This is a genomic window from Crossiella sp. SN42, from assembly GCF_023897065.1.
Lineage (GTDB): Bacteria > Actinomycetota > Actinomycetes > Mycobacteriales > Pseudonocardiaceae > Crossiella.
Map to the genome: position 1 here is coordinate 13,386 of NZ_JAMHIV010000012.1, position 26,866 is coordinate 40,251.

26 protein-coding genes are annotated in these 26,866 nt (G+C 70.9%); 15 read left to right on the forward strand and 11 right to left on the reverse strand.

What is annotated here, in order from left to right; all coding sequences use genetic code 11:
• Window positions 1–102: 102 nt before the first annotated feature.
• The 4 genes from M8C13_RS15615 to M8C13_RS15630 all read right to left on the reverse strand — a co-directional run bounded on the left by M8C13_RS15615 (window position 103) and on the right by M8C13_RS15630 (window position 4,632).
• The gene (locus tag M8C13_RS15615; RefSeq protein ID WP_252481312.1) at window positions 103–606 is read right to left on the reverse strand and encodes a hypothetical protein; all 504 of its coding nucleotides are present in this window, start codon (window positions 604–606) and stop codon (window positions 103–105) included.
• Between the two features lie 273 nt (window positions 607–879).
• Complete coding sequence (locus tag M8C13_RS15620; RefSeq protein ID WP_374213083.1) at window positions 880–3,180, reverse strand: heavy metal translocating P-type ATPase; 2,301 nt, start codon at window positions 3,178–3,180, stop codon at window positions 880–882.
• A gap of 23 nt (window positions 3,181–3,203) precedes the next feature.
• Window positions 3,204–4,202 (reverse strand): DUF748 domain-containing protein, encoded by a 999-nt coding sequence (locus M8C13_RS15625; RefSeq protein ID WP_252481313.1) that lies wholly within the window; start codon window positions 4,200–4,202, stop codon window positions 3,204–3,206.
• Window positions 4,203–4,350: 148 nt separating this feature from the next.
• Window positions 4,351–4,632 carry a metal-sensitive transcriptional regulator gene (locus M8C13_RS15630; RefSeq protein WP_252481314.1) on the reverse strand — a complete coding sequence of 94 codons (282 nt, stop codon included), beginning with the start codon at window positions 4,630–4,632 and terminating at the stop codon, window positions 4,351–4,353.
• A gap of 247 nt (window positions 4,633–4,879) precedes the next feature.
• Between M8C13_RS15630 and M8C13_RS15635 the strand changes: the two genes are divergently transcribed.
• The 8 genes from M8C13_RS15635 to M8C13_RS15670 all read left to right on the forward strand — a co-directional run bounded on the left by M8C13_RS15635 (window position 4,880) and on the right by M8C13_RS15670 (window position 12,765).
• Window positions 4,880–5,692 carry an alpha/beta fold hydrolase gene (locus tag M8C13_RS15635; RefSeq protein ID WP_252481315.1) on the forward strand — a complete coding sequence of 271 codons (813 nt, stop codon included), beginning with the start codon at window positions 4,880–4,882 and terminating at the stop codon, window positions 5,690–5,692.
• A 224-nt stretch (window positions 5,693–5,916) separates the two neighbouring features.
• Window positions 5,917–6,204, forward strand: a complete 288-nt coding sequence (locus M8C13_RS15640; RefSeq protein WP_252481316.1) for a hypothetical protein — start codon at window positions 5,917–5,919, stop codon at window positions 6,202–6,204.
• Window positions 6,201–7,406: an MFS transporter gene (locus M8C13_RS15645; protein ID WP_252481317.1), complete on the forward strand. Its 1,206-nt coding sequence runs from the start codon at window positions 6,201–6,203 to the stop codon at window positions 7,404–7,406. Before M8C13_RS15640 ends, M8C13_RS15645 begins: the two co-directional genes overlap by 4 nt.
• Window positions 7,403–9,016 carry an ABC transporter substrate-binding protein gene (locus tag M8C13_RS15650; RefSeq protein WP_252481318.1) on the forward strand — a complete coding sequence of 538 codons (1,614 nt, stop codon included), beginning with the start codon at window positions 7,403–7,405 and terminating at the stop codon, window positions 9,014–9,016. Before M8C13_RS15645 ends, M8C13_RS15650 begins: the two co-directional genes overlap by 4 nt.
• Window positions 9,013–9,963 (forward strand): ABC transporter permease, encoded by a 951-nt coding sequence (locus M8C13_RS15655; RefSeq protein WP_252481319.1) that lies wholly within the window; start codon window positions 9,013–9,015, stop codon window positions 9,961–9,963. Before M8C13_RS15650 ends, M8C13_RS15655 begins: the two co-directional genes overlap by 4 nt.
• A complete protein-coding gene (locus M8C13_RS15660; RefSeq protein ID WP_252481320.1) occupies window positions 9,960–10,751 on the forward strand; it encodes an ABC transporter permease in 792 nt (263 codons plus the stop codon). Before M8C13_RS15655 ends, M8C13_RS15660 begins: the two co-directional genes overlap by 4 nt.
• The gene (locus M8C13_RS15665) at window positions 10,748–12,220 is read left to right on the forward strand and encodes an ABC transporter ATP-binding protein (RefSeq protein WP_252481321.1); all 1,473 of its coding nucleotides are present in this window, start codon (window positions 10,748–10,750) and stop codon (window positions 12,218–12,220) included. Before M8C13_RS15660 ends, M8C13_RS15665 begins: the two co-directional genes overlap by 4 nt.
• A complete protein-coding gene (locus M8C13_RS15670; RefSeq protein WP_252481322.1) occupies window positions 12,217–12,765 on the forward strand; it encodes a GNAT family N-acetyltransferase in 549 nt (182 codons plus the stop codon). Before M8C13_RS15665 ends, M8C13_RS15670 begins: the two co-directional genes overlap by 4 nt.
• Window positions 12,766–12,822: 57 nt before the next feature.
• Here M8C13_RS15670 and M8C13_RS15675 read toward each other — a convergent pair whose 3' ends face one another.
• Complete coding sequence (locus M8C13_RS15675) at window positions 12,823–13,200, reverse strand: nuclear transport factor 2 family protein (RefSeq protein WP_252481323.1); 378 nt, start codon at window positions 13,198–13,200, stop codon at window positions 12,823–12,825.
• 231 nt (window positions 13,201–13,431) lie between these two features.
• Here M8C13_RS15675 and M8C13_RS15680 point away from each other — a divergent pair, with 231 nt between their 5' ends.
• Complete coding sequence (locus M8C13_RS15680) at window positions 13,432–13,848, forward strand: PPOX class F420-dependent oxidoreductase (RefSeq protein ID WP_252481324.1); 417 nt, start codon at window positions 13,432–13,434, stop codon at window positions 13,846–13,848.
• Window positions 13,849–13,928: 80 nt separating this feature from the next.
• On the opposite strand, the gene M8C13_RS15685 is transcribed toward M8C13_RS15680, so the two are convergent.
• On the reverse strand, window positions 13,929–14,237 hold the full coding sequence (locus M8C13_RS15685; protein ID WP_252481325.1) for a helix-turn-helix domain-containing protein: 309 nt from the start codon (window positions 14,235–14,237) through the stop codon (window positions 13,929–13,931).
• 198 nt (window positions 14,238–14,435) lie between these two features.
• Between M8C13_RS15685 and M8C13_RS15690 the strand changes: the two genes are divergently transcribed.
• Both M8C13_RS15690 and M8C13_RS15695 read left to right on the forward strand, forming a co-directional pair.
• Window positions 14,436–14,804, forward strand: a complete 369-nt coding sequence (locus M8C13_RS15690) for a helix-turn-helix domain-containing protein (RefSeq protein ID WP_252481326.1) — start codon at window positions 14,436–14,438, stop codon at window positions 14,802–14,804.
• 159 nt (window positions 14,805–14,963) lie between these two features.
• Window positions 14,964–17,501, forward strand: coding sequence for an excinuclease ABC subunit UvrA (locus tag M8C13_RS15695; protein WP_252481327.1), 2,538 nt, complete (start codon window positions 14,964–14,966; stop codon window positions 17,499–17,501).
• Between the two features lie 75 nt (window positions 17,502–17,576).
• Here M8C13_RS15695 and M8C13_RS15700 read toward each other — a convergent pair whose 3' ends face one another.
• Complete coding sequence (locus tag M8C13_RS15700) at window positions 17,577–18,176, reverse strand: TetR/AcrR family transcriptional regulator (protein WP_252481328.1); 600 nt, start codon at window positions 18,174–18,176, stop codon at window positions 17,577–17,579.
• 96 nt (window positions 18,177–18,272) lie between these two features.
• On the opposite strand from M8C13_RS15700, the gene M8C13_RS15705 reads away from it, so the two are divergent.
• Window positions 18,273–19,763, forward strand: a complete 1,491-nt coding sequence (locus M8C13_RS15705; protein WP_252481329.1) for a carboxylesterase/lipase family protein — start codon at window positions 18,273–18,275, stop codon at window positions 19,761–19,763.
• 642 nt (window positions 19,764–20,405) lie between these two features.
• Here M8C13_RS15705 and M8C13_RS15710 read toward each other — a convergent pair.
• The gene (locus M8C13_RS15710; RefSeq protein WP_252481330.1) at window positions 20,406–21,155 is read right to left on the reverse strand and encodes an ANTAR domain-containing protein; all 750 of its coding nucleotides are present in this window, start codon (window positions 21,153–21,155) and stop codon (window positions 20,406–20,408) included.
• A complete protein-coding gene (locus M8C13_RS15715; protein ID WP_252481331.1) occupies window positions 21,152–21,874 on the reverse strand; it encodes an ANTAR domain-containing protein in 723 nt (240 codons plus the stop codon). Before M8C13_RS15715 ends, M8C13_RS15710 begins: the two co-directional genes overlap by 4 nt.
• Window positions 21,875–22,044: 170 nt before the next feature.
• On the opposite strand from M8C13_RS15715, the gene M8C13_RS15720 reads away from it, so the two are divergent.
• On the forward strand, window positions 22,045–22,362 hold the full coding sequence (locus tag M8C13_RS15720; protein ID WP_252481332.1) for a hypothetical protein: 318 nt from the start codon (window positions 22,045–22,047) through the stop codon (window positions 22,360–22,362).
• 75 nt (window positions 22,363–22,437) lie between these two features.
• Here the strand turns inward: M8C13_RS15720 and M8C13_RS15725 are convergent, their stop codons facing one another.
• On the reverse strand, window positions 22,438–23,286 hold the full coding sequence (locus M8C13_RS15725; protein ID WP_252481333.1) for a hypothetical protein: 849 nt from the start codon (window positions 23,284–23,286) through the stop codon (window positions 22,438–22,440).
• Between the two features lie 511 nt (window positions 23,287–23,797).
• Between M8C13_RS15725 and M8C13_RS15730 the strand changes: the two genes are divergently transcribed.
• Together M8C13_RS15730 and M8C13_RS15735 are read left to right on the forward strand one after the other, a co-directional pair.
• Entirely contained in the window at window positions 23,798–24,781 is a 984-nt protein-coding gene (locus M8C13_RS15730; RefSeq protein ID WP_374213084.1) for an acyl-CoA desaturase, read from the forward strand.
• A complete protein-coding gene (locus M8C13_RS15735) occupies window positions 24,778–25,221 on the forward strand; it encodes an STAS domain-containing protein (RefSeq protein WP_252481335.1) in 444 nt (147 codons plus the stop codon). The genes M8C13_RS15730 and M8C13_RS15735 overlap by 4 nt, the downstream gene beginning before the upstream one ends.
• 167 nt (window positions 25,222–25,388) lie before the next feature.
• Here M8C13_RS15735 and M8C13_RS45065 read toward each other — a convergent pair whose 3' ends face one another.
• Entirely contained in the window at window positions 25,389–26,720 is a 1,332-nt protein-coding gene (locus M8C13_RS45065) for a hypothetical protein (RefSeq protein ID WP_305883961.1), read from the reverse strand.
• Between the last annotated feature and the right edge of the window lie 146 nt (window positions 26,721–26,866).

Below are 26,866 nucleotides of genomic sequence, written 5' to 3' on the forward strand. Positions count from 1 at the left end.
TGCATGACCGGGCGGCTGCGTGGATCCGGTTCGGCCTGGCGCGCCGGTGGCCCGGCCCGGCCAAGTACTGAGGCAGCACGTCCAACCGGGTCGCTGCCCAAGTCAGGCCAGCAGCAATACGATGATCACCGTCGAACCCGCCGTGGCCAGCGCGAATCGCGCGATGATCGCCAGGTGCAGCCAGGCCGGGTAAGCCCGGCGCGCTGCCTCGACCATCGAGCCGACGTCCAGGCCGCGCACGGCTGGATCGCCGGATTTCCGGAAGCCTGCCTCGACGTAGCGGGTCGTCCAGATCTCGCCCGGCATGACGATCAGGCCGAGCACCAGGATGATCGGCTGCGCGATCCAGGTCAGCGTCCGGCCCAGGTCCGCACCGGCGAGGTTGAGCGCGCCCAGCGCCGCGAAGACCACGCCGATGGACGCCGCGAGCACCAGGCTGGCCGTGCTCGCACCGAAGTCAACCCCGCGCCCAGTCAGCACCGCGGCTGGGAAGCCCTGCCGGACCACCTCGCCCTCGGCCGCCCGCTGCGCAGCCGCTCCGCGACGCGCGCCAGCGAACGGGACCAGCCAGAACGTCACGGCCAGCAGCGACTGCACCAACGACACCACTGTCAAAGCTGCCATCACAACCCCCAGACGCGCACTTGCACATTGTTCAAGTCAGACCATAGTGGCCGACTTGCACAATGTGCAAGTGCGCCGCTGGACGGCCGGACCGGGCCACCCGCCCCCACCACGCGCTCGACCAAGCGTTGCTTGGCCTGGGTGACCAGACCGGCCCCGAGGTTCACCACCGGCTCGATTCCCTCAGCTGCCGCGAGGCGGGCGTTGTGTGCCGCCGAACGCCACAGGCTCGGCGGCACACCACGTTGCTGTCGATCAGCCAGCGGAAACCGATTCCCGTTCCGCCGCCTCCGATGTGGTGTTCACGCTGCGGAAGGACCGCAGGCGCAGGCTGTTGGTCACCACGAACACCGAGGACAACGCCATGGCCGCGCCGGCGATCATCGGGTTGAGCAGCCCGGCCGCCGCCAGTGGCAGCGCGGCCACGTTGTAGGCGAAGGCCCAGAACAGGTTGGTCTTGATCGTGCCCAGCGTGCGGCGGGACAGCCGGATCGCGTCGGCGGCGGCGCGCAGGTCGCCGCGGACCAGGGTCAGGTCACCGGCCTCGATGGCCGCGTCGGTGCCGGTGCCCATGGCCAGGCCCAGGTCGGCCTTGGCCAGGGCGGCGGCGTCGTTGACCCCGTCGCCGACCATCGCCACCACTTTGCCCTCGCCCTGCAGCCGGGTGACCACCTCGACCTTGTCCTTGGGCAGCACCTCGGCGATGACCTGCTCGATGCCGACCTCGGCGGCCACCGAGCGGGCCACGGCCTCGTTGTCGCCGGTGAGCAGCACCGGGGTCAGCCCGAGCGCGCGGAACTGCCGGATCGCCTCGGCCGAGGTGGCCTTGACGGTGTCGGCGACCACGAGCACTCCGCGGGCCCGGCCGTCCCAGGCGACCGCGACCGCGGTGCGGCCACGGGTCTCGGCGGCGGCCTTGGCCTCGGCCAGCTCCGCGGGCAGGTGCAGGCTCCACCGCTCCAGCAACGCGGTCCGCCCGACCAGCACGGCGTGCCCGTCCACCACGCCCTGCACGCCAAGGCCCTCGGTGTTGGTGAAGCCCTCCACCTCGGCCAGCGTGCCCAGGCGTTCCCGGGCGCCGCGGGCGATGGCCTGGGCGATGGGGTGTTCGGAGGCGTTCTCCAGGGCGCCGGCCAGGCGCAGCAGGTCGAGCTCGGCCACGCCCTCGGCCGGGTGCGCCTCGACCAGGCTCATCCGCCCGGTGGTGACGGTGCCGGTCTTGTCCAGCACGATGGTGTCCACCCGCCGGGTCGACTCCAGCACCTCGGGTCCCTTGATCAGGATGCCCAGCTGCGCGCCGCGGCCGGTGCCGACCAGCAGCGCGGTCGGGGTGGCCAGGCCCAGGGCGCACGGGCAGGCGATGATCAGCACCGCGACCGCGGCGGTGAAGGCGGCCGCGGCCGAACCGCCCGCGCCGAGCCAGAACGCCAGCGTGCCCACGGTCAGCGCGATCACGATCGGCACGAACACCGCCGAGACCCGGTCGGCCAGGCGCTGCACCTCGGCCTTGCCGTTCTGGGCGTCCTCGACCAGCCGGGCCATCTGGGCCAGCTGGGTGTCGGTGCCGATCCGGGTGGCGCGCACGACCAGGCGCCCGCCGGCGTTGACGGTGGCGCCGACCACCGCGTCCCCCGCGCCCACCTCGACGGGCACGGACTCGCCGGTGAGCATGCTGGCGTCGATCGCCGAGCTGCCCTCCTCGATCACACCGTCGGTGGCGATCTTCTCCCCCGGCCGCACCACGAACCGGTCCCCCACCGCCAGCTGCTCGATCGGGACGCGCTGCTCGCTTCCGTCCCGCAGCACCGCCACGTCCCTGGCGCCCAGCTCCAGCAGGGCGCGCAGGGCCGCGCCCGCCCGCCGCTTGGAGCGGGCCTCGAAGTAGCGTCCGGCCAGGATGAACAGGGTGACCCCGGCGGCGACCTCCAGGTAGATGTTGGCCTCACCGCTGCCGCGCTGGATGGTCAGCTCGAAGGCGTGCGTCATGCCCGGGGTGCCCGCGGTGCCCAGCAGCAGCGCGTACAGCGACCACAGGAACGCCGCCAGGGTGCCCAGGGAGATCAGGGTGTCCATGGTGGCCGCGCCGTGCCGCAGGTTCGCCCAGGCGGCGCGGTGGAACGGCCAGCCCGCCCACACCACCACCGGTGCGGCCAGGGTCAGCGAGATCCACTGCCAGTAGGTGAACTGCAGCGCCGGGATCATGGCCAGGGCGATCACCGGCACCGAGAGCACCGCCGAGCCGATCAGCCGCTGCCGCAGCGTGCGGAGCGGGTCGTCCGCGCCGGCCTCGATCGCCGGGGTGGCATCGGCGGTCTTGGGCCGGGGCAGTTCGGCGGTGTATCCGGCGGCCTCGACCTGCTCGATGAGCACGCCGGGGTCGAGGTCGTCCGGGAAGACGACCTTGGCCTTCTCCGTGGCGTAGTTGACCGTGGCGGTCACGCCGTCGAGCTTGTTGAGCTTGCGTTCGATCCGGGCCGCGCAGGAGGCGCAGGTCATCCCGGTGATGGACAGTTCGACCTGGTTGGCGGTGTCCGATGTGGACAGCTCCGTGGTCACGGTGTGCTCCTTCCGCATCGGGGTCAGCCGCCGTGACCGGCGTGGCCGTCGGCTGGCGTGGCCGGCGGGGCCGGGGTGGTCTGCCGCGGGCTCGGCGTCACGGGTTGCCCGGCGGAGTCCACGGTGAACTCCGCGGTGCGCACCTTGCCCTGGTGCTGGAAGTCCAGGAACAGCCGGTAGGAGCCCGCGGAGGGGATCTCGGCGAAGAAGGTGATCGCCGGTCCGGCCGCGGTCTTCCCGTCGCCAGGGCTGCCTTCGGGGTGCACGTGCAGGTAACCGAGGTCGCCGCCGCGCAACGCGACCAGGTGGCCGTAGGCGCCGAGGTAGGGCTGGAGATCGGTCACCTCGCGGCCGTCCTTGGTGACGGTCAGGGTCACCTTGGAAGAGCGGCCAGGCACCAGGTCGCCGTCCAGCCGGACCTGGTATCCGTCCACTGTGGACACACGAGACGGGGTGTGGGTCACCGGCTGGAAGTTCCCGGCCGCCGACAGGTCCACGCCCAGCGTCGTGGCCTTCTGGCCGGTGGGCTTGAAGTCGGCGAAGGCGCGGTAGCTGCCCGCGGCCGGCAGGGTCAGCGGCACCCGCCAGGTGCCCTCGGCGTCCAGTTCCGGGTGGACGTGCTGGAACCCGGCGGTGTCGCGGCGGACCACGATGAGGTGCATGCGCTTCTCGTGCTCGACGTCGAAGCCGGTCACCGGCTTGCCATCGGGTCCGAGGATGCGGAAGGAGAAGGTTTCGCTGGTTCCCGCGGTGAGCGTCGTGCTGGTGGGCGTGAGGGTGTAGCCGCCCCTGGACGACGCCAGCCCGCCGGGCTGGTCGTTCCGCGCTGCCTCCGCGACAGTGCCGCTGTAGGTGTCCCCGTGCCCGGCGTCCTCGCCACCGGGGGTGCCGCCGCCGGTCGCACCGGAGTGCGTGCCGGTCGGTTCGGCGAAGGGACCGACAGCGGTTCCGGCCGCCCAGCCGCCGACGGCGACCAGAGCGAGTGCCGCACCGTAGGCGGAGAGCTTCGCTGCTGTGTTCATGGTCTTTTCCTCACTGTGGGGCGGAAAGCCCCGGTCGGTCCGTCAGCCGGTGACGGTGCAGGTGACCTCCGTGCTGGCGGTGGTGGCGCAGGTGTCGCACATGGCGGACTCCTTCGTGTTCGGGTGTTGCCGGTGACCCGGCGCCGGGTCAGGAACGGACCAGGCGGGCGATGGCCTCGCTGGCCTCGCGGACCTTGGCTTCGGCGGTCTCGCCGCCCTCGGCGATCGCCTGGCTCACGCAGTGCTTGAGGTGCTCGTCGATCAGGCCCAGGGAGACCGCCTGCAGCGCCTTGGTGGCCGCGGAGATCTGGGTCAGGATGTCGATGCAGTACTCGTCGTTCTCCACCATCCGCTGTAGCCCGCGGATCTGGCCCTCCACGCGGCGCAGCCGCTTGAGGTAGCCGTTCTTGTCGCTGCTGTATCCGTGCATCTCGCATCTCCCTGGGTTGTGCACACCGGAACCTTCAACGTACCCCCTACCCGTAGGGGGCTCCGTCGACGATCACCGGCACGGACGAATTTATACCCTAGGGGGGTACGGTTTACAACCCTGTGAGTGACCAAGGTGGCCACATCCGTATCTCCTGGCAGCAACAGGAATCGAAACATGCAAGATCCCTGCCAACGATCGAGCTGGGTACCCTACCCCCGTATACACGCCGCCGAAGGGAAGCCTCGTGATCGAGTTCAGCTACCACGGGCACGACGGCCAGCCGTTGCGCTCCGGCTCCATCGGGGACGGCCCGGTGGTCGTGCTGCTGCACGGCGGCGGCCCTGACCACCGCAGCCTGATCCCGCTGGCCCGCCTGCTCGCCGACCGGCACACCGTGGTGCTGCCCGACGTCCGCGGTTACGGCCGATCGGTGTGCACCGACCCGGCCCGCCACACCTGGGACCAGTACGTCCAGGACGTGCTCGCCCTGCTGGAGCACCTCGGCGTCCCGCGGGCGGCCGTGGGTGGCACCGGCATGGGCGCGACGATCACCATGCGGATGGCGCTCGCGCACCCCGGCCGCCTCACCGCCGCCGTCCTGATCAGCGTCGAGGACATCGAGGACGATGCGGCCAAAGCGGCGGAGACGGCGTTCCTGGACGCCTTCGCCGAGCGTGCGCGCACCCAGGGCATCGACGCCGCGTGGGCGCCGGTCCTGCCCGAGCTGGCTCCGGTCATCGGCGCCCTCGTCCGGGACGCCATCCCCCGCTCCGATCCGGCCAGCATCGCCGCCGCGGCGGCCATCGGCCGCGACCGCGCCTTCGCCAGCGTCGAGGAACTAGCCGGGATCACCGTGCCCACGCTGATCTTCCCGGGCATCGACCACCGGCACCCAGGCGCCCTCGCCGAGGAACTCGCCCGGCTGCTGCCCGCCGGGCGCCTGGCGCCCACGGCCTTCTCCGCCGAGCTGCGCACCGCCGAGGACCTCGCCCTCGCGGTCGCCCCGGCCATCCGCGAGTTCCTCGCCGAGGTACCCGCCAGCACCGAGCCACATTGATAACCATTTTCAGCAAGGGGCATTATGCGATGCGCCTAACAAAAGCACAAGCTCGCCGGTGCTCACGCTCGTCGTCGCCCTGACCTCTGTCGCTCAACGGATAGCGGCGACTCCTGACCGCACCACCACGTCACCTTGACAGGCCAAGCGACTACTGTTCGAACATGATTATCATTTGCCCTCGGCTGCTGGCTGACGCCGGTCGCTGACCAAAGGGAGCGCGTGTGGGCCATCTGCTGATGATCGAGAGCTGGGTCGGAGCGATGAGCACGTTGTCGCCCAGGGCGATTCGCGAGTCCGGCCACCGCTTCACCTTCCGCACCCGGGACCCGCGCCACTACCTGCGCTCCGCACCGGCCACCGGCCCGCATCCCTTGCCGGCCGCGGACAACGTGCGCACCGCGGAAACCAACGACCTGCCCGCACTACTGTCCTCTGTGGAGCGGCTACAGGACGTGCCGCTCGTGGTGCGGCTGAGCGGCAGGCCCGGGCTCGGGATGGCGGCCGGATGAGGACGTTCCTGAGCTACCCGCTGTCCGTGCGGCTGCTGCTGGTCAACCAGTTCGGCGTGAACACCGGCTTCTACCTGCTGATCCCCTACCTGGCCGGCTATCTCGGCGGTGAGCTCGGCATGTCCGCGGCGGTGGTCGGCGTGGTGCTCGGTGTGCGGACGCTGAGCCAGCAGGGCCTGTTCCTGCTCGGCGGTTCGGCCTCGGACCGGCTCGGGCCGCGACGGGTGATCATCGCTGGTTGTGCGTTGCGGGCTCTCGGTTTCGGTCTGTTCGCCGCGGGTGAGTCGGTGGCGGTGCTGCTGGCCGCGGCCGTGCTCAGCGGACTCGCGGGCGCGTTGTTCAACCCGGCGGTGCGTGCCTACCTCGCGGTGGAGGCCACCGAGTCCCGGCGGGCCGAGGCGTTCGCCCTCTTCGGCGTCTTCGCCCAGGCGGGCGCGCTGCTCGGGCCGGTGCTAGGCGGCGTGTTGTTGTGGTGGGACTTCCGGATCGCGGCCGTGGTCGCGGCGGCGATCTTCGCCGCGCTCACCGTGGCGCAGGCGGCCGTGCTGCCGCGACGTCCAGCGCCGGTCCCGCGCGGCACCGTGCTCGGGGACTGGCGGGAATGCCTGACCAACCACCGTTTTCTCGTCTTCACCCTCGCACTCACCGGCATGTTCGCCTTGCAGAACCAGCTGTACCTGGTGCTGCCGATGCAGGCGCAGCGGGCCACCGGCACGGCGGCCAGCGTCGCCGCGCTGTTCCTGGTGTCCACGGTGGCCACTGTGCTGGGCCAGGTGCGCATCACCAGGGTGCTGGCTCGCCGGGCGGCCAAGGGCCGGGCGATCGCGGCCGGGCTGGCCGTGATGGGCCTGGGCTTCCTCGCGCCCGCGCTCGCCGTCTGGTGGCCCGCCTCGGGGCCGGCCGGCGTGCTGATCGCCACGCTGCTGCTGGCGGTGGGGGTGATGATGGCTCAGCCCTTCGTCCTTGAGCTGATCCCCGCCTTCGGCCGCCTGGAGCTGACGGGGACCTACTTCGGCGTGTTCTACCTGGCTTCCGGGATCGTCGCGGCGGCTGGCAACGCGGTGATCGGCGCCGCGATGGAAGTCAGCGCCGTCCTGGCCTGTCTGCTGTGCACCGGGATCGGCCTGGGGTGCGCGGGCGGGATGTTCCTGCTGCACCACCGCGGCATGCTCCCGGCCCGGCAACCGGAGGCAGTCCGATGACCACCGAGACCGCTGGCGCGAACCTGCTCACCGGCAATCCCGCGCCCACTGAAGGGAACGACATGCACGCTGCCTCCCCCTCCTGGAACCGTCGAGGTTTCCTCGGCCTGGCCGCCGGGCTCTCGCTGGGCGCCGTCGCGGGCTGTGGCTCCGGCGACTCCCCCGCCGGCTCCGCAACGCCCAGCCGCGGTGGCCGGCTCCGCGCCGCCTTCGCCGGTGGCGGCGCCAAGGAGGTGCTCGACCCGCACCTGGCGAACCTGTTCGTCGAAGCCTCCCGAGCCAAGGCGATGTTCGACAAGCTCGCCGACCTCGGCACGGACATCTCTGCCCAGCCGAGGCTGGCCGAGAAGTGGGAGCCCGACGCCACGCTGACGAAGTGGCGGGTCACCTTGCGCCAGGCGCGTTTCCACGACGGCAAGCCAGTGCGCGCCCAGGACGTGCTGGCCAGCTACGCCCGTGTCCTGGATCCGAAACGCGCGTTCCGGGCGAAGTCGAGCCTGGCGCTGATCGACCTGCCGAACAGCCGCGCGGTGGACGAGCGGACCGTGGAGTTCGCGCTCAAGCGCCCGTTCGTGGAGTTTCCCAACGTGCTGGCCGCCTTCGGCGCCTACATCGTGCCCGAGGGCACCGAGGACTTCAGCAAACCGGTCGGCTCGGGGCCGTTCAGTTTCGTCTCCTTCCAACCCGGCAAGTCCTTGCTGCTCAAGCGGAACGCCGAGTACTGGGAGGGTGCGGCGCACCTGGACGAGCTGGAGTTCGTCATCGCCAACGAGGAGTCGGCCCGGGTCAGCGCCCTGCTCGGCGGGCAGGTGGAGTACGCGCACGACCTGACTCCGACCACCGCGCGCAGCCACGCGGGCGGGGACCGGATGACCATCCACCGGGCTCCCAACAGCGCGGTGCAGGCCTTCGCGATGAAGCTGGACCGCCCGCCCTTCGACAACCGCGACCTGCGCGAGGCGCTGTTCCTGCTGGCCGACCGGCCACAGCTGGTGGAGACCACCCTCTCCGGCAGCGGACAGATCGGCAACGACCTGTTCGGCAAGGGCTACCAGTACTACGCCGCCGACATCCCGCAGCGTGCCCGCGACCTGGACAAGGCGGCCTACCTGATCCGCCGGGCCGGCGCCGCCGGGCTCAAGGTCAAGCTAGACACCTCGGCCGCGGCGGCCGGGATGGTCGAGGCGGCAACGGTGTTCGCCGACCAGGTGAAGGGTTCCGGGCTGACCATCGAGGTGGCCATGGGGAACAAGGACAGCTACTGGTCGGACACCCTCAACAACGGTTCGCTGTCCAGCTACCGCTCCGGGGCCATGCCGATCGAGACGCACATCGCCCAGCGGCTGCTGCACGGTGCGGGCACCAACGTCACCAAGTGGGCGCGGCCGGAGTTCGACGCGCTCTACCACAAAGCGGTGTCCACTGTGGACAATGGCGCGCGGGGTGCGGTGTACGCGGAGATGCAGCGGATGTTGCACGCCGAGGGCGGCTACCTGATGTGGGGCTTCGCGGACTGGATCGTCGGCACCACCCGCACTGTGCACGGGGTGTCCACCGCCCCGGCCAACTCCCTGGACTGGGCGCGTTTCGACAAGGTGTGGCTCGGGTGAGCCTGGGCCGCTACGCAGTACGGCGCCTGCTGCTCGGGCTGGGCCAGGTGCTGGCCGTGGCCACCGTGGTGTTCCTCCTGGTGCAGGCATTGCCGGGGGACGCCGCGGTGGCGCTGGCCGGGGACAACCCGGACCCGCAGCGGATCGAGCAGATCCGGGCGGCGATGGGGCTGGACCGGCCGCCGCTGGAGCGGTTCGGCAGCTGGCTGTGGGGCTTGGCGCAGCTGGATTTCGGGGTCTCGTTGTTCTCCGGCCGGCCGGTAGCGGCGTTCCTGGCCGACGGGCTGGCGCCGACCCTGCTGCTGGCCGCGCTGACCCTGGTGCTGCTGGTTCCGTTGTCCGTGCTGGTCGGAGTGCTCGCCGCGCTGCGCGAGGGGGGCCCGCTGGACCGGTCGCTGACCGCGGTCAGCGTCGGCCTGCACTCGGTGCCCGAGTTCGCGCTGGCGGTGGTGCTGGTCGCGGTGTTCAGCCTCCAGTTGCGCTGGTTGCCGCCGACCGCGGTGGGCACCGGTGGTGACCTGCTGGCCCAGCCCGCGGTGCTGGTGCTGCCGCTGGTGGTGCTGCTGGCCAGGCCGATCTGCTCGATCAGCAGGCTGGTGCGCGCTGGCATGATCGAGGCGCTGAACTCCGAGTACGTCCGGCACGCCGGCAGGCTCGGCATCGGCCGCACCCGGATCCGGTACGCGCACGCCCTGCCCAACGCGCTGGCTCCCGCGCTGCAGCAGGTCGCGCGGACCACGGACTGGTTGCTGGGCGGGGTGATCGTGGTGGAGGCGGTGTTCGTCATCCCCGGCCTGGGCACCACGCTGGTGGACGCCGTGGCCGGCCGGGACCTGCCGGTGGTGCAGGGGCTCGCGGTGGTGTTCGCCGCGACCACCGTGCTGGTCAACCTGCTGGCTGACCTGGCGGCCTTCCGGCTGGCCCCGCGCTCGGTGGAGGCACGGTGAAGTCGTTGCGCCGCTACGGTCCTGGCGGAGTCCTGATCGCGGTCCCGCTGCTGCTCGCCCTGTTCGGCCCGCTGTTCGTGCCGGCGGACACACCCCGGCGCGGGCCGTTCCTGCCCGGCGGCTTGCTCGGCACCGACTTCGTCGGCCGGGACGCCTGGCATCAGGTGCTCACCGGCGGCCAGACCGTGGTGCTGGTCGCGCTGCTGGCCACCGCGGGCGCCTACCTGGCCGGCGTGCCCTGGGGTGTGCTGGCGGCCACCGCGCGGCTGCGGATCTTCGACGAGGCGCTCATGCGGCCGCTTGACCTGCTGCTCGCGGTGCCGTCCCTGCTGTTGCTCATCCTGGTGGCCGCGATCGCCGGCCAGGGCGTGCTGGTGCTCACCGGCATCGTCGCACTGATCAACTTTCCCGACGTCGCGCGGATCTCCCGGGCTGCCGCGCTGGAACTGGCCAGCAGTCCGGCCCTGGAGGCGATGCGGCTCCAGGGCGAGTCCCGGTACCGGATCTTCGTTGTCTACATTGGACGGTCGATGTCGCGAACCCTCGCCGCGGACCTGGGGGTCCGGCTCACCGGCGCGCTCTACCTGGTCGCCTCGGCCAGTTTCCTCGGCGTCGGCGTGCCACCGGATGCCGCCGACTGGGCGGTGATGGTGGACCGCAACCGCACCGGGCTGTTCCTGCAACCGTGGGCGGTCGTGGTGCCTGCCGTGCTGATCGTGTGCCTGTCCATCGGGCTGAACCTGGTCTTCGACCGCGCCCTGCGTACCCGGCGGGAGGTGCGGCCATGACCGAGGTCGTGCGGGTCGAGCGACTGCGGGCCGTGGCGGGCAGCCACCGCCTCGTCGACGGGGTGGGTTTCACCCTGGCCGCCGGGCGGGTGCTCGCGCTGGTCGGCGCCTCCGGCAGCGGCAAGACCACCACCGGGCTCGCGCTGCTGGGCGAGCATCCGCCCGGGGTGACGGTCACCGGCACGGTCACCGTTGCCGGGCGGGCCGCCTTCGTGCCGCAGCACCCCTCGGCCGCGCTCAACCCGGTTCGCCGGATCGGCGCGGTCTTCCGGGAGATCGCCGCCCGGCACGACGGCGACCGGGACGAGCTGATCACCACCGCGCTCCGCCGCGCCCGGGTGCCCGCGGGCCTGCTGCGCCGCTACCCGCACCAGCTTTCCGGCGGGCAGCAGCAGCGGGTCGTGCTGGCGCAGGCCCTGGTCGGTGATCCGGCGGTGCTGGTGGCCGATGAACCCACCACCGGGCAGGACGCCATCACCAGGGACGAGGTCGTGGCCGAGTTGGCGGAGGTGGTCCGGCAGGGTGTGGCGCTGGTCCTGCTCACCCACGACCTCGACGTGGTGCGCGCGCTGGCCGATCAGATCGTGGTGCTGTGCGCTGGCACGGTGGCCGAGGCCGGGGACGCGGGCGAGGTGCTCTCGGCGCCCCAGCACGAGTACACCCGCGCGCTGATCGCGGCCCAGCCGAAGGTCACGGTGGCCACTCCCCGCCCGTCTTGCCCGCCGCTGCTGGCCGTGCGCGACCTGAGCGCCCGGCACCGCGCCACCACCGTCCTGCACGCCGTGAACCTGGCCGTGGGCGCCGGGGAACGCCTCGCCGTGGTCGGCCGCTCCGGCAGCGGCAAGACCACTTTCGCCCGCTGCGTGGCCGGGCTGCACTCCGCGCGCACCGGCCACGTGCTGCTTGACGGGGTGCCGCTGGCCGCCTCGCTGCGCCGCCGCTCCCGCGCGGAGCTGGCCAGGGTGCAGTACGTCTTCCAGGACGCCAGCGCCAGCTTCGACCCGCGCCGGAGCGTGCTCGACCAGGTGTGCCGCACCGCCGTCCGGTTGCGCGGCAAGCCGATCGCCGCCGCCCGCGCCGAGGCGCTGATCGAGCTGGCCGGGCTCGGCATCGACGAGGACACCGCCTGCCGCAGGCCCAGTGGCCTCTCCGGGGGCGAACTCCGCCGCGCCGCCCTGGTCCGCGCCCTGCTCGCCCAGCCGGAGGTGCTGGTGTGCGACGAGATCACCTCCGGCCTGGACACGCTGACCCAGGCCGGCCTGCTCGACCAGCTCGCCGCCATGCCCTGCGCCCTCATCGTGATCAGCCATGACCTGGGCGTGATCGCTCGCCTGGCCGACCGGATCGCGGTCCTGCACGAGGGCCACGTCGTTGAACACGGCCCAGCGCGGCAGGTGCTGGGCGCCCCGCGACATCCCGTCACCCTCGGCCTGCTCGGCCACAGCACGGAAACAGTCAAGGAGAAATGAAGTTGATCAGCCACGTCGGCCCCTACGAGATCCGCCAGGCCAGCGAACGCGACCTGGACGGCGCACGCAGCGTCATGCTGGACACCTTCTACCACGAGTTCGGCTACGGCTACCGACCCGAATGGCACGCCGATGTCATCGACCCCGGCACCGCCTACCTCGCCCCGCCCCGGCACGCGCTGTTCGTGGCCGCCAAGGGCGATGAGGTCGTCGGCACCACCGGCGTGCGCGCCACCGCGCCGTCCAGCCCGCCGCACCCGGCCTGGCTGGTCGAGCGCTACGGCGGCGACCGCACCGCCCAGCTGTTCCGGGTCTACATCCGCCCCGACCACCGCCGCTGCGGCCTGGCCCGCGCCCTGGTGCGGGCGGCCACCGCGTTCGTGGCGGACGAACCCAGCTACGACAAGCTGTACCTGCACACCGACACCCGGGTGCCCGGGGCGGAGGAGTTCTGGCGGTCACTGGCCGTGGAGGTGCACGACGACCGCGACGGCAACCCGCTCACCTTCCAGACCGTGCACTTCGAGATCCCGCTGAACCGCTGAACTCGATCGGCCCGCCGGCACGGCCGGCGGGTCGAAAGAGCCGGAGAACCGTCCTGTTCAGAACATCGGGTTCGTGTTCGCACGCACTTCCGGCATCTGCATCATCGCATCCCAGTGCTCGGCCAACTTGCCGTTCTCAACACGATAGATGTCGATGAACCGCCACTCGGCCCCTGCCATTTCATAGCGCGAGTGGAGGATCACGACGTCACCTTCGGCAACGACATGCTTGAACTCGATTTTCTGCTTCGACACCCCTTGCGAAGACAGCGCTCCCACAAGCGCCTTCACGCCCTCCGGGCCGTCGGCGATCGTGGGGTTGTGCTGCTTGAAATCTTTGCTGAAAAATTCATCGACCGCAGCCGCGTCCAAGTCGCCGAAAATGCGCTGGTACGCCTCGATGGCGATTTCCTTGTTGGCCTGCTCGTTGCTCACGGAAACTCCCGCTCTCGCTGTGACAAGTGTGGCGACGAGCCTCGCCACCGCGACGAGTGCCGGAGACTGTCCCCTGTGGCTCCAATGGTCACCGTCAGCGCCCAGTCACCTCAACGTAACCAACAGAGTCGCATGACGCACATCACATCCGCGGCGCGAGAGTCCACAGAGGACATACCGGTTGCCGGTGCGGCCAGCCGGGTTTGGCGGCAAGCTGGTGCCATGCGAAAGATGTCCAGGGACGAAGCGATCGAGTTCCTCATGTTCGGCACCCGCGCGGGAAAGCTCGCCACCGCGTCACCGTCGGGCGCCCCCAGCCTCGCGCCGCTGTGGTTCACAGTGGACGGTGACGACGTGGTCTTCAGCACCGGACGTGACAGCCTCAAGGGACGACACCTGGCGGCCAACCCTCGCGCGGCGCTGACCGTGGACAGCGACGAGTTCCCGTACGCGTACGTCACCGTCCGCGGCCCGGTTGCCCTGACCGACGATCCGGACGAACTGCTCGAATGGAACACCAGGCTCGCAGAGCGATACGTCCCCGAGGGCAGGGCGGCGGAGTACGGCAGGCGCAACTCCAGCCCGGACATGCTGGTGTGCCGGCTGCGCATGCAGCGCGTCTCGGCCTTCGCCGAGATCGCCTCCTGACCCGCAGGCCCGGCACCAGCCGGGTACGATCCTCGGAAGTTGATTTCACGGAACCAACTTCCGTGGATCTTTGCCCGGACTCAGGGACCGCCGGCGTCGTAAGCCTCGCGCGCCGCGAGCACCTCCGCCGTGTGCTCCTCCGCCCATCGGCCCAGCGCCTGCAGCGGCACGTGCAAGGTGCGCCCGAGAGCGGTCAGCTCGTACTCGACCCTGGGCGGCATCTCCGCGTACTCGTGCCGCGCGACGATCCCGTCGCGCTCCAGGTCCCGCAGGGTCTCGGTGAGCACCTTCGCGCTGATCCCCTCGACCACCGCACGCAGGTCGCGGAAGCGCAGGCCGTCGCCACGCCCGAGCGCGATCACCACCATGGCCGTCCACTTGTTGTCCATGCGCGCCAGCGACGTGCGCGTCGACCAAATCGCTGCCGAGGCGGCCCATCTGGGATTCTGCGACAAGGGCCACATCCGCTCATTGGTTACGTTGAGGTGACCGGTTACCAGCGGTGAGCATAGGACAGCACCAAGGACAACGCACGCGGAGGCGAGTACGGTTGTCAACCACCCGTACGTGACCGACAGGGAGCAAGAATGGCCGAGCACCCCGAGTTCAACGTGCTCACGGCGACCTGCCCGTCACGTACCTCGCTCGCCCGCATCACCAACAAGTGGACAGCCATGGTGGTCTCCACGCTCGGCGACGGCCGGCTGCGGTTCTCCGACCTCCGCTCCGCCGTGGACGGCATCAGTGGCAAGGTCCTCACCGACACACTGCGCGAGCTGGAGCGGGACGGCCTCGTCAGCCGCCACGTGTTCGCCGAGGTCCCACCGCGCGTCGAGTACCAGCTGACCTCGCTCGGGCACACCCTGCACGCACCGCTGCGCGCGTTGGGGAACTGGGCCGAGAAGCACATCGAAGAAGTGCTCACCGCCCGCGAAGCCTACGACCACCGTCGCTGACCACCGGCGCGAACGGACAGACCACCGGCCTGAGCTCACCGCGAAGACCGCCACGCGAAGCACGCCCGGCACGGGTGATCGACTGTCCACTGTGTATAGTTTCCTTGGAAGCAAGTTCTGTGGAATAGCCATGGAGCCGTAGCCGGATGAGAGGCGCTCATGGGCGACGATGACCAGCCTTTGGCGATCGAGGTGCGCGGGGCGCGGGTGCACAACCTGCGCGATGTCGACGTCACCGTGCCGCTGCGCAAGCTCGTCGCGGTCGCGGGGGTGTCCGGGTCCGGCAAGTCCTCCCTGGCGATGGGGGTCCTGTACGCGGAAGGGTCCCGGCGCTACATCGAGGCACTCTCGACCTACACGCGCCGGCGGATGTCCCACGCCCCGCGAGCGGCCGTCGACAGCGTCCGGCACGTCCCGGCCGCGCTCGCCCTGCGGCAGCGCCCAGGCGTTCCCGGGGTGCGCAGCACGTTCGGCACCTCCACCGAACTGCTGAACATCCTGCGCCTGCTGTACTCCCGGCTTGGTTCCCACTGCTGCCCGAACGGCCATCGCCAGCAGCCGACGATCGACGTCGCGCTCAACCTCAACCTGACCTGCCCGGTGTGCGAGGTCTCGTTCTACCCGCCGGGCGCGGAGTCCTTCGCCTTCAACTCCGACGGCGCGTGCCCGCACTGCACGGGAACCGGGGTCGTCCGCGAGATCGACGAGGAACGTCTCGTCCCCGACCCGTCCCTCAGCATCGCGGACGGAGCCGTTGCCCCGTGGTCCATGTTCGGGCTGACGGTGATGCCGCAGGTCGTCGCGGAGTTCGGGGTGCGCGTCGACGTGCCGTACGCGGAGCTGACCGCGCACGAGCGCGACATCGTGCTGCACGGTCCGGCGGAGAAGCGGCACATCGCCGTCCCGTCCAAGAACGGCAAGCTGTTCGAGCTGAACTTCACCTACCGCAACGCCCGGCATGCCGTGCAGGAGGCATTGGACAACGCCACCAGCGAGCGCGGGCTGAACCGGGTGAACAGGTTCATCAGCAGCCAGGTGTGCCCCACCTGCCACGGCACGCGACTCAGCGAACAGGCGCGAGCCTCCCAGGTCGACGGGATCAACCTCGCCGAGGCCACCGCCAAGACCCTCGACGAGCTGACCTCCTGGGCGCCAGGGATCGAGCGCACCTTGCCGCCGGACATGGTCCCGATGACCAGGAGCATCGTCGCCCAGCTGCGGCAGACCGCGCGCCGGCTGGCCGACCTGGGCCTGGGCTATCTCAGCCTGGACCGGGCGTCGTCGACGTTGTCCACCGGTGAGCGGCAACGCGTCCAGCTCGCGCGCGCGGTGCGCAACGAGACGACGGGTGTGCTCTACGTGCTCGACGAGCCCTCGATCGGCCTGCATCCATCCAATGTGGACGGACTGCTGGGGGTGATGCGGGATCTGCTGGAGGACGGGAACTCCGTCGTTCTCGTCGACCACGACGTCCAGGTGCTGCGCGAGGCCGACTGGCTCATCGAGATCGGCCCCGGCTCCGGCGCCGACGGCGGACGCGTCCTGGCCACCGGCGAGGTGGCCACCCTCGCCGAGCACCCGCAGTCCCTGCTGGGCGGCTTTCTCGCCAGGCGGGAGCCGGTTGTCGTCCGCCCCCAGCCAGCCGACGACGAGGTGTTCGACCACGGACGCATCCACCTCGCGACAACCCCGTTGCACACGGTGCACGCCCTGGACCTCGACATCCCGCGGGGTCGCCTGACCGCGGTGACCGGCGTGTCCGGATCGGGAAAGACCACGCTGATCCTGGAAAGCCTCGTCCCGGCACTCGAGGCGGTGACCTCCGGCGGCAGGCCTCCCGCCTGGGTCAGGACGGTGGACGCCGAGGGAATCGGCCGGGTGAACGTCGTCGACGCCACCCCGATCGGTGCCAACGTCCGCTCCACCGTGGCCACCTACAGCGGCGTCCTCGACGAGCTGCGACGTGCCTACGCGGCCACCCCCACGGCGCGCGAGCACGGGCTGGCCGCAGGCGACTTCTCCTACAACACCGGATCGCTGCGGTGTCCCCGCTGCGAAGGCACCGGCCAGGTGTCCCTCGACGTGCAGTTCCTGCCCGATGTCGACATCGTCTGCCCGGAATGCGAAGGCTCCCGCTACGCCCCGGCGGCGAGCGCACACCGGCGGGCCTGTCCTGGTGCGGCGGAGATCTCCCTGCCCGGCCTGCTCGCCCTCACCGTCCGGCAGGCGGTCGGACAGGTCCAGGACATGCGCCGGGTCCGGAAGCGGCTGGAGACGCTCATCGACCTGGGGCTGGGCTACCTCACCCTCGGCGAAGCCACGACCGCGCTCTCCGGCGGCGAGGCGCAACGTCTGAAGCTCGCCGCCGAGCTCGACCGCGACCAGACCGACGCCCTCTTCGTCCTCGACGAACCCAGCGTCGGCCTGCACCCCCTCGACATCCGCACGCTCCTGTCGGTACTCCAGCGCCTCACCGGCAATGGCGCCACCGTCATCGTCATCGAGCACGACCTCGACATGATCGCCAACGCCGACCACGTGGTCGACATGGGCCCCGGCGGCGGAACCGCCGGTGGCAGGATCGTGGCCACCGGAACACCGCGACTGCTCGCCCGCGATCCGCACAGCCTCACCGCCCGGTACCTCCGCGAACACCTCGGCGCCATCCAGGACAGCGCGAACCCGACGTCGGTGTGACGCCACCGGTCAGCACGTTCCCCGCTTCCTGGCGTGGCTGATCTTGTCCCCACCTGCCCCGGGTCCGGGGGCAGGTCACGTACTCCTGAACAGCCGGTCCAGATGCACGTCGATCGCGGCGAGCGCGTCCCGGGGCTCGATCACGTCGAGTTCGATCAGGGGGGTGAAGCCGGTGAGGGCGAGGAGCAGGTTGGTCTCGGTCGCCGGGTCGCGGCCGGAGTCGATGTGCCCGTCGGCGATCGCCTGGCGGACCAACTGCTCGACGAGGGCCCGCCCTTGGCCGAGGCCGCGGCGCGCCTGCTCGTGCACGGCCTCGTCGTGCAGCGCCTCCAGGACGTAGGCGGCGCTCATCCGGCTGGTCGCACGGGCGTCGGCATGCAGGGGGAGCATTTCCGCGAGCGTCAGTCGCAGCACGTCACGGGGGTGCGGACGGTCACCGAGTTTGTCGAGCCCCTGTTGTACGCGCACCGAGGTCTGCTCGGAGGCGAAATCCATGGCGAAGGAGAGCATGGCGGTCCGGGAGGCGAAGTAGTGCTGCAGCTGCCCGAGTGACATGCCCGCCTCCCGCGCCACCACGCGCATCGTCAGTTGTGTGACGCCGCGCTGCTCCACCACCCGCCACAGTGCGCGGGCGATCGCTTCGCGGCGGCCGCGGTGATCCACCTGTTTCGGCATCGCCTGCCCCTCCCTCGTCCCCCGGGACTGTTCCAATACAGTTGACATAATACACCTGACCCGCAATCCTGAGGTCACCCGACGGAAGGAATCGTCATGTCAGAACAGCCAAAGGTGCGGACCACGGAAGGCGTGGTGCAGGGGCTCTGGCGGCAGGGGCACGCGGTGTTCCGCGGCATCCCCTACGCCCAGCCCCCGGTCGGAGCGCTCCGCTTCGCCGCGCCCGCGCCGGCGCACCGCTGGGACGGGACGAGGCAGGCGGTCGAGTTCGGCCCCGTGGTGCCGCTGTCCCTGCCGATCGACGTGCCCCCGCAGGGCGCCGACTGGCTGACGCTCAACGTCGGCACTCCGGATCCCGGCGCGGCGGGACTGCCGGTGCTGGTGTGGATCCCGGTGGGCGGCTACCTCTCGGCGGCGTCGAGCGACCCGATGTTCGACCCGGCAGCGCTGGCCGAGGCGGGAGTCGTCGTGGTGACCATCAACTGCCGCGTGGGCGCGGAGGGATTCGCGTTCCTCGACGACGTGCCGCCCAACCGCGGATTCCTCGACCAGATCGCGGCGCTGGAGTGGGTGCAGCGCAACATCGCCGCCTTCGGAGGCGACCCCGGCCGGGTCACCGTGGGCGGGGTGTCCGCCGGGGCGGGCTCGGTCGCCGCCCTGCTGACGATGAAGTCCGCGCGCGGCCTGTTCCGGCGGGCCATCGCCCATTCGGTGCCGGGGCTGTACAGCACCCCCGCGCTGGCACGGCAGGTCACCGCCGCGTTCGCGGACCGGCTCGGCGCGGCGGCCCCCACCGCCGAGGCCCTGCGCGACATCGACCCGTGGCACCTGGCCGCCGAGCTCACCTCCTTCAACGCCGGCCTCCACGCGCACCGGGAGAGCTGGGGACGCCTCACGGAGGCCGGCTCCGCGCTGTGCCCCGTCGTCGACGGCGAGGTCCTCCCGGAAATGCCTTGGCCCGCGCTGACCGGCGCGCGCGCGAGCGGGACCGAGCTGCTCGTCGGCCACGCCCGGGACGAGTTCCGGTACTTCAGCGTCATGAGCGGACGGCACGGCACCTTCACCGAGGAGGACGCCCACGCGGCCCTGGAACTGCTCGCCCCGCAGCCGGACGGCGCGCGGGCCTACCGTGCCGCGTTCCCGCAGGCAGGCCCGGAGGAGCTGGTGGAGACGGTGTACTCCGACGCTCTCTTCCGGATGCCGTCACAGAAGCTGGCCGAGGCGAACGCCGCAGCCGGCGGCACCTCGTACCTGTTCGAACTGTGCTGGGTTGCCCCGGTCCTCGGCGGCATCCTGGGCGCCTGCCACAGCCTCGACATGCCGCTGGCGTTCGGCACGCTGGACAGCCCCGTCGGCACCCAGCTCATCGGCGAGGAGCCCACTGCCGAGGCCGTCGCGCTCTCCCGCGAACTCCAGGAGGCATGGGTCCGCTTCGTCACCACCGGCGACCCGGGCTGGTCCGCTCACCGGCCCGGCGGGCGCCTCACCCGCGTCCTGGACACCGAGTCGAAGACTCTGCCCTACCCCGAACAGGCATCCCGCCAGATCTGGGCAGGCCACTCCCCCGCACCCTTCGATCTCTCGTAATCGTCCGGGTCGGCTCCTACGACTGCGACGCCGCCGTTCACCTGCCCATCGGGGACAGCGCGAAGTGGCGGGGACGTCGTTGCTGGGTTTGGCCACACAACTTCGCCGCTGGCCTCCACCGAGACCTGCCCGCCGTCAACGGTCCGCTCGACCACGGAGTGCCCCACCACCGTCCCCCCCGATGCCGGTTCGATGAAGCCGAATGAGCGGAGAACTCTAGTGGCAGACTTCTGATCGCAGGTGCGGTTCAGAGTTTCCACGGCACCTGACTGGAGATCTTGCCCGCGCACGCGGGGCGACGTGGCGGTATCCGGCGCACAAAGAGGTATCGAGACTGCGTGATTCCCCACTATTTGGGTTCCTCGAACCCGCGGGGTATGACTAAAGGATGTCTCGCAATTGCACGCTCGTGCGGTTGAGGTCCGTTAGGTATTACCGGCGAGGCGAGGTCAAGGCTGCTTCGTGACGGCGGCGACGATCGCGGTCAGCGCGCCGACGATCGTGGTCAGCCCGATGGCGACGCCAGTGGTCTTGTGGAAGCCGAACACGAAGTCAAGCCCGCCGAGCCGAACCCACCGATCACGTTCGTCCGCACCACGCTCGGCCAGGGGCTCCGGGGTGTGGATAGGCCGAAGGGCTCGGCTACGGAACCGGGCGCGGTGGAGTGGTCCTGGTCAGTCCGGCGACCGCGGGCGATCGTGCGATCACCTGCTGCGCGACATCGGAGAGGAACTCGTTGTTGTCGCGGGCGTACTTCCGCATCAAGGAGAAGGCGTCCGCGATGCCGATCTGCAGGCGTTCGGTCAGGATCCCCTTCGCCTGTTCGATCACGATCCGGCTGTTGAGCGCGGTCTGCAACTGTTCGGCGACCATCTCGCTGTGCCGCAGCGCCCGCACCTGCAGGATGCTGATCGTCGCCACATTGGCCAAGGACTGCGCCAGCGCGGTCGTCTCGGCCGGGACGGCGCCAGGGGAGGTCCGGAACAGGTTCAGCGCGCCGATGACCTGCTCACGTAGCCGCATCGGCACCGCGTGCACCGCGGCGAAACCCTGCTCCCGCGCGGCGACGGTGAACCGGGGCCAGCGCTGCGGCGCTGTGCTCAGGTCCGCGCATTCCACGGCCACGCCGGTGCGGAAGCAGTCCAGGCAGGGACCCTCCTCGTCCTGCAACTGGAACAGCTCCAGCATCCGGGCCTGCTCGGTGGAGGCCGCCACCAGGTTCAGCGCACCCCGCTGGTCCACCAGCAGGATCCCGACCGCGTCCACCTCCAGCAGCTCGACGCAGCGCTCGGTCAGGGTGTGCAAGAAGTCGATGGTGTCGAACCCCAGCACGAGCGTGTCCGACAACTCGACGAAGGTCTGCGCGACCCGCCGGTCCAACACGTGACTCACCTCTGCTTCTCATTGGTCTCCGGGGTGAATCTCAGTCTGCGCGCAACCACGTCGGCCGCCACCTCCGACAGCCGCCGGCCGGAGAGGTAGGCGTGCGCCCGCAACCGCAGCAGCGCCTGGCCCAGATCGGTGTCCAGCTGCACCGACATCATGCCGGTGGCCTGGTGCACCACCGCCCAGCGGCCTTCCGGCTCGCTGTGCGACAACTCCGCCACCGGAGTCGCGGACCGGCTGAGCAACAGCGCGGTCGCGGTGTCCGCGCACAGCAACGCGTCGGCGAGCTCGTCCCGGGTGAGGTGGCCGCTGACGTCCCGGCAGATCTCCAGCGCGCCGAGCGCGATCGCCCCCAGCGTCAGGGGGACCACGAACACCGCCGCCACACCGGCGGCCAGCGCGGCCGGGGCGAAGGCGGGCCAGCGGGTGGCGTTCCAGGCGCTGGCCAGTTGCGGCACGAACACCGGCCGGTTCTGCCGCACGGCCTCCGAGACGGGGCCCTCGCCCAAGGTGACCTGCAGCTCGGCCATCTCGTCTCCCACCGGTCCGACGACCTCGAGCGGTTGCGCGGTGCCGACCAGGTAGATCGCCACACCTACCGCGGTCAACCGGTCCCGGCAGGCCAGACAGACATGGCTGACGTTGACCGGTTCGCGGTCGGACCTGGCGATCTCATCGATCATCACCAGGATGTCGCGGTGCCGATCCGGGCCCACGTCGGTCACCTCTCGCCACCTGCGATCCTGGCAGGACCACCCTAGTCCTCCCCCGTACGGGCACGCACGTCACCCGGTCGCGAATCATCACCAAGGGTGACCGGCACTATGCTCAACGCTCTCATCTCTCACCGCCCCAGACCCCGGCGGCACCACGACTTCAGATCGGAAGTGCTGCCATGCCCGGGGACTGCTTCACCGCGTCGTTCCCTGAACTGCTCACCCGGATCCAGGACCGCGAGTGGGCCGCCATGGTGGAACTGCACGAGCAGCTCAGCGAGGCGGTGTTCCAAGCCTGCTACGCCATCACCGAGGACGAACTGGCCGCCGAGCTGATCACCATCGGCGTGTTCGTCCGGGTCTGGGACCACCCCGAAGCGCTGTCCGGGCCGGCCGCCCCGACGAGCCCGGGCCTGCTCAGCAGCACAATGGTGGCCCAGGCCCTGCACCTGGCCGTGCTCTGGCGGGTCGAGGAGCCGCCACGGGAACTCGGCTGAACACAGTGAAGCCGCCCGTGGCGTACGGGCGGCTTCACTCCTGACCGGGTGGCACCTGGCTATCGCGGAGCCGGGTTACCCGGTGCAGTTCGGGACCGCCGGGACGCTGCCGACGCAGTTGTTCGGCGTGTTGGCGCTGATCGGCGAGTTGGTGGTGGTCATGGTGCCGCCCAACCGGAAGACACCGCCCGCGGTCAGCAACGCGAGGTTGCCGGAGACCGCGGTCTGGGTCATGGTGGTCGCGGTCGAGTTCACCGTGGCGATGCCGCCGCCCTCGGATCCGGTGTTGCCGTTGACGGGCATCGGGCTGCCGGAGACGCCGGTGGTGGTCAGCGTGCCGCGCAGACCGTTGTAGAGGCCGCCGCCGCGCAGCAGCGAGGTGTTGCCGGAGACCGGGCTCCTGGTGAACGTCGCGGCCGGCGCGCCCCCTCGCGGGGTGTCGGCGTTGGCCAGGCCGCCTCCGTTGAGGGTGGCCAGGTTCCCGCTCAGGCTGCTGCTGGTGAAGGTCACCGCGCCCCGGTTGAGGATGCCGCCGCCGTCGCCGACGACACTGCCGTTGGTGATCGCGACCGAGGTGGTCAAGGTGAGGTTGCCGGTGCTGCTGACCTCGGCGATGCGGAAGAGCAGCAACGAGTTCCGCGTGATGGTCGCCGGGCCGAGCATCTCGATCCGGGTGGTGATGACCGGCAGACCGTTGCTCAGGCCACCGTGCGGCGAGGTCAGCCCATAGGTGCAGCCACCGGCCAGGGCCAAGGTGTCCGCGGCGGCGGTGGAGTTGGCCAGGTTGACCGCCGCGACCAGGGCGGTCTCACTGCAGGCCACCGGGATCGTGATGGCGTGCGCGGCCGGCGCGACTATCGTCATGCCGCCGACCACGACAGTGGCGCCGAGCAAGGCCTTGACGGCTGTGCGGATCTTTCGCATAACGCCTTCTGTTCCCACAAATTAGCTGTGCACGAAAAGGACCCCGGCTCGCAAAAACTGCGGCACCGGGGTCCAGGGTTGCACGACTCAAGCTACGCCCTTATCTGGTGCGAGTACACCGCCGTACGCCGATTGGCCGAATGTCGCAGACGAAGTGCCGGTCGTCACATTTCCGGATAATCAGAGAAATACGCCGGCGAGGGCGGTGGGCGGATCCGGGAAATCGGCGCGCCGGTCCGCGCGCGGGTCCGCGGGTGCGCGGTGCCGCAAAAGCGAGTACGCTCACCTCAAGTGCCCCGGACCCCGGCGTGACCTCTGCCGACCGAAGGGTTGTCCCGATGGCACAAGTTGATTCAGTCCGCTTGGGCATGTCTTTTCCAGGTGTTGCCGAGCCGCACCAGAGCACCGTCGTGGCCATTCTGCGCGCCGCCGGGAACGCCCTCATCACCACCGCCGAGGCGGAGCTGCTGATCGCCCGGCTCCGCGACCACGTGACCAGTCCCGCACGGTCATGACCGCCTCCGCACCGACTCGCCCACCGCTCGGCGCCGAGTCGCAGCCGATGACCATTCCCGGGCGGACGGTCGGTGAGCAGATCCTGGTCAAGGTCTTCGTGCTGCTGCCCTTCGCCGCGCTCATCGCGGCGGTGCCGCTGGCCTGGGGCTGGGGCCTGGGCTGGACCGACCTCGCCCTGGCCACGGGGATGTACGTGGTGTCCTGCCTCGGGGTGACCGTGGGCTACCACCGGCTGTTCACCCACCGGGCGTTCAAGGCCAACCGCGGGCTGCGCATCGCGCTGGCGGTGGCCGGCGGGCTGGCCGCGCAGGGCCAGGTGATCGTCTGGGTCGCCGACCACCGGCGGCACCACGCCTTCTCCGACAAGGAGGGCGACCCGCACTCGCCGTGGCTGTTCGGCACCGGACCGGTGGCCCTGGCCAAGGGGTTCTGGCACGCCCACATGGGCTGGCTGTTCGAGCGGGTCAGCACCAACGCCGAGCGGTTCGCCCCCGACCTGCTCGCCGACCGGGACCTGCGGGTGATCGACCGGTTGTTCCCGCTGTGGGTCGCGGTGGGCTTCGCCGTGCCGATGGCGCTGGGCGGGCTGATCAGCTCCTCCTGGCAGGGTGTGCTGACCGCGTTCTTCTGGGCCGGGCTGGTGCGGGTGTCCTTCCTGCACCACGTGACCTGGTCGGTCAACTCGATCTGCCACCTGATCGGTGACCGGCCCTTCCGCTCCAGGGACAAGGCCGCGAACTTCTGGCCGCTGGCCATCCTGTCCCTGGGCGAGTCCTGGCACAACTCCCACCACGCCGACCCCACCTGCGCCCGCCACGGCGTGCTGCGCGGTCAGCTCGACGTCTCCGCCAGGGTGATCTGGCTGCTGGAGAAGGCGGGCTGGGCCACCGAGGTCCGCTGGAGCAACCCGGCCCGGCAGGCCCGGCTCACCGCGCCGGCCAAGGGCGCCACGGTCGCGACCGGGCAGCCTCGGCCATGACCACCATCCAGCGGCCGCCTTCTACCGCCAGACCACCCCAGGCGATCACCCCCGCGCCGGATCTCCTTGCCCCAGAACAGATCCTCGACGTCACCGTGTGTTCGGTCCCGCCAGGACCGCTGGTGCTCTCGGTGCGCGGTGAGATCGACCTGCACACCAGCCCACTACTGCGGGACCGGCTGCTCGCCCAGCTCCCCCGCGCCACCAGGCTGCTGGTCATCGACCTCACCGAGGTGGGCTTCCTCGGCGCGACCGGTCTCACCGTGCTGCTGGCCGTCCAGGCCCGTGCCCAGGCGGCGGGCGTCCACCTGCGGGTGGTGGCAGGCACGGTGCTGCTCCGCCGGGTGCTCGGCGTCACCGGCCTGCTGGATGTGCTGGACGCCCAGCCGGATCTCGCGCACGCGTTGAGCCTCGCGGGCGGGCCGCCGCACTTCTCCTGAACGCCAGCGCAGGGCGTGCTGTTCCGCCGCCGGCGCAAGCGGATCCGGCGAACAGCGAATCCCTGACCACGCCGCGGTAACGCCGCGCCGCCCGATCCTGCCACGCGCCGGGGCGCTGGCCTCCGGAGATCTCCGAAGGCCAGCGCCCGCAACACCTCCCCGTTTGCTCAGCAGGAGCAGATCCCGCCGTTGTTGGTACCGGCGACACCATTGCCGCCGGCGAGGCCGCCAGTGCCGTTGACGTTGGCGATGGTGTTCGTGCCAAGGCCGCCGTTGACGGTGCCGGTGTTGCCGGCCCCACCCGCGCCAGCCGCGCCACCGAGGCCGCCGAAGCCACCCGGACCGGCGCAACCGGTGCCGCCGTTGCCGCCGCCACCGCCGTTGCCACCCTTGCCGCCGGTGGTGGTGATGCCGTCGTTGCCCGCTTCGCCGTTGATGTTCCCGGAGTTGCCGATACCACCGGCACCGCCAGCGCCGCCTACGCCACCAGCGCCACCGGGCTGGACGGCGGACATGCCGTTGCCGCCCTTGCCCGCGGCCGCGCCGTTGCCGCCGATGCCGCCGTTGGTCTTGATGATGTCGTTGCCCGGGCCGCCGTTGACGGTCCCGGAGTTGCCGATACCACCCGCGCCGCCCGCGCCAGCGACGCCACCTGCGCCGCCACCGTGACCGCAGCCACCGATGCCGCCCGCACCGCCGGTGCCGCCCGCACCGCCGGTGGTGGTGACGGTGTCGATGCCGGTGTCACCGGCACCGCCGTTGACGGTCCCGGAGTTGCCGACCCCGCCTGCGCCACCTGCGCCACCGATACCTCCGGCACCGGCTCCGCCCGCGACGTTCCCGCTGTTGCCACCGAGGCCGCCCAGGCCGCCGTTGCCGCCCTTGCCACCGGTGGTGGTGATGGTGTCGGCGCCCGCGTCGCCGATGATGGTCCCGGCGCTGGCCGTGCCGCCGACACCGCCGACTCCGCCGTTGCCACCGGCACCACCGGCGCCGCTGGCGAGTCCGAGGCCGCCGGTCCCGCCGTTGCCACCGTTGCCGCCAGGACCGCCCTTGACGGTGATCATGTCGGTGCCCGCGCCGCCGTCGATGATCCCGCCGCTGCCGACTCCGGCGCCGCCGCCGCTCCCGACTCCACCGTTGCCGCCGGCGCTACCGGCCGGGGTGCCCACGGTGCCCGGGGCGCCTGGTGCGCCGTTGCCGCCGTTCACCCCGGTGGTGCCGGTGACGTTGATCGTGTCGTTGCCTGCCAGGGCGTTGATGGTGCCGTTGACCGGCCCGCCGGTGATGGTGATGACGTTGGCGTTGGCGCTGCCGGTGAGGACCTCACCGGCCGGGATGCCCGCGGTGCAGGTGATGTTCTCGCCTGCCCGGGTGCAGCCGACCGGGTCGGCGTGCGCCACGGCAGGCGCCACCAGGGCGAACCCGGCGGCGGTGCCTAGGCCGATCAGGGCACGGCAAACCCGGCCCGTTGTGCTGCTGCGCGTTGTCGATCTCATGTTCAGCCTCCACCCGTGGGGTGGGTCCGGGCCGATCTGCCGCGGACCCGCGGGGGTGGTGTGGTGACCGGGGTCTGGGGCCACTGCCCGGTGTCGCTGTGCGAGAGCACCGGAGCCAACCAACACCCTCGGTGATCCAGCCTCCG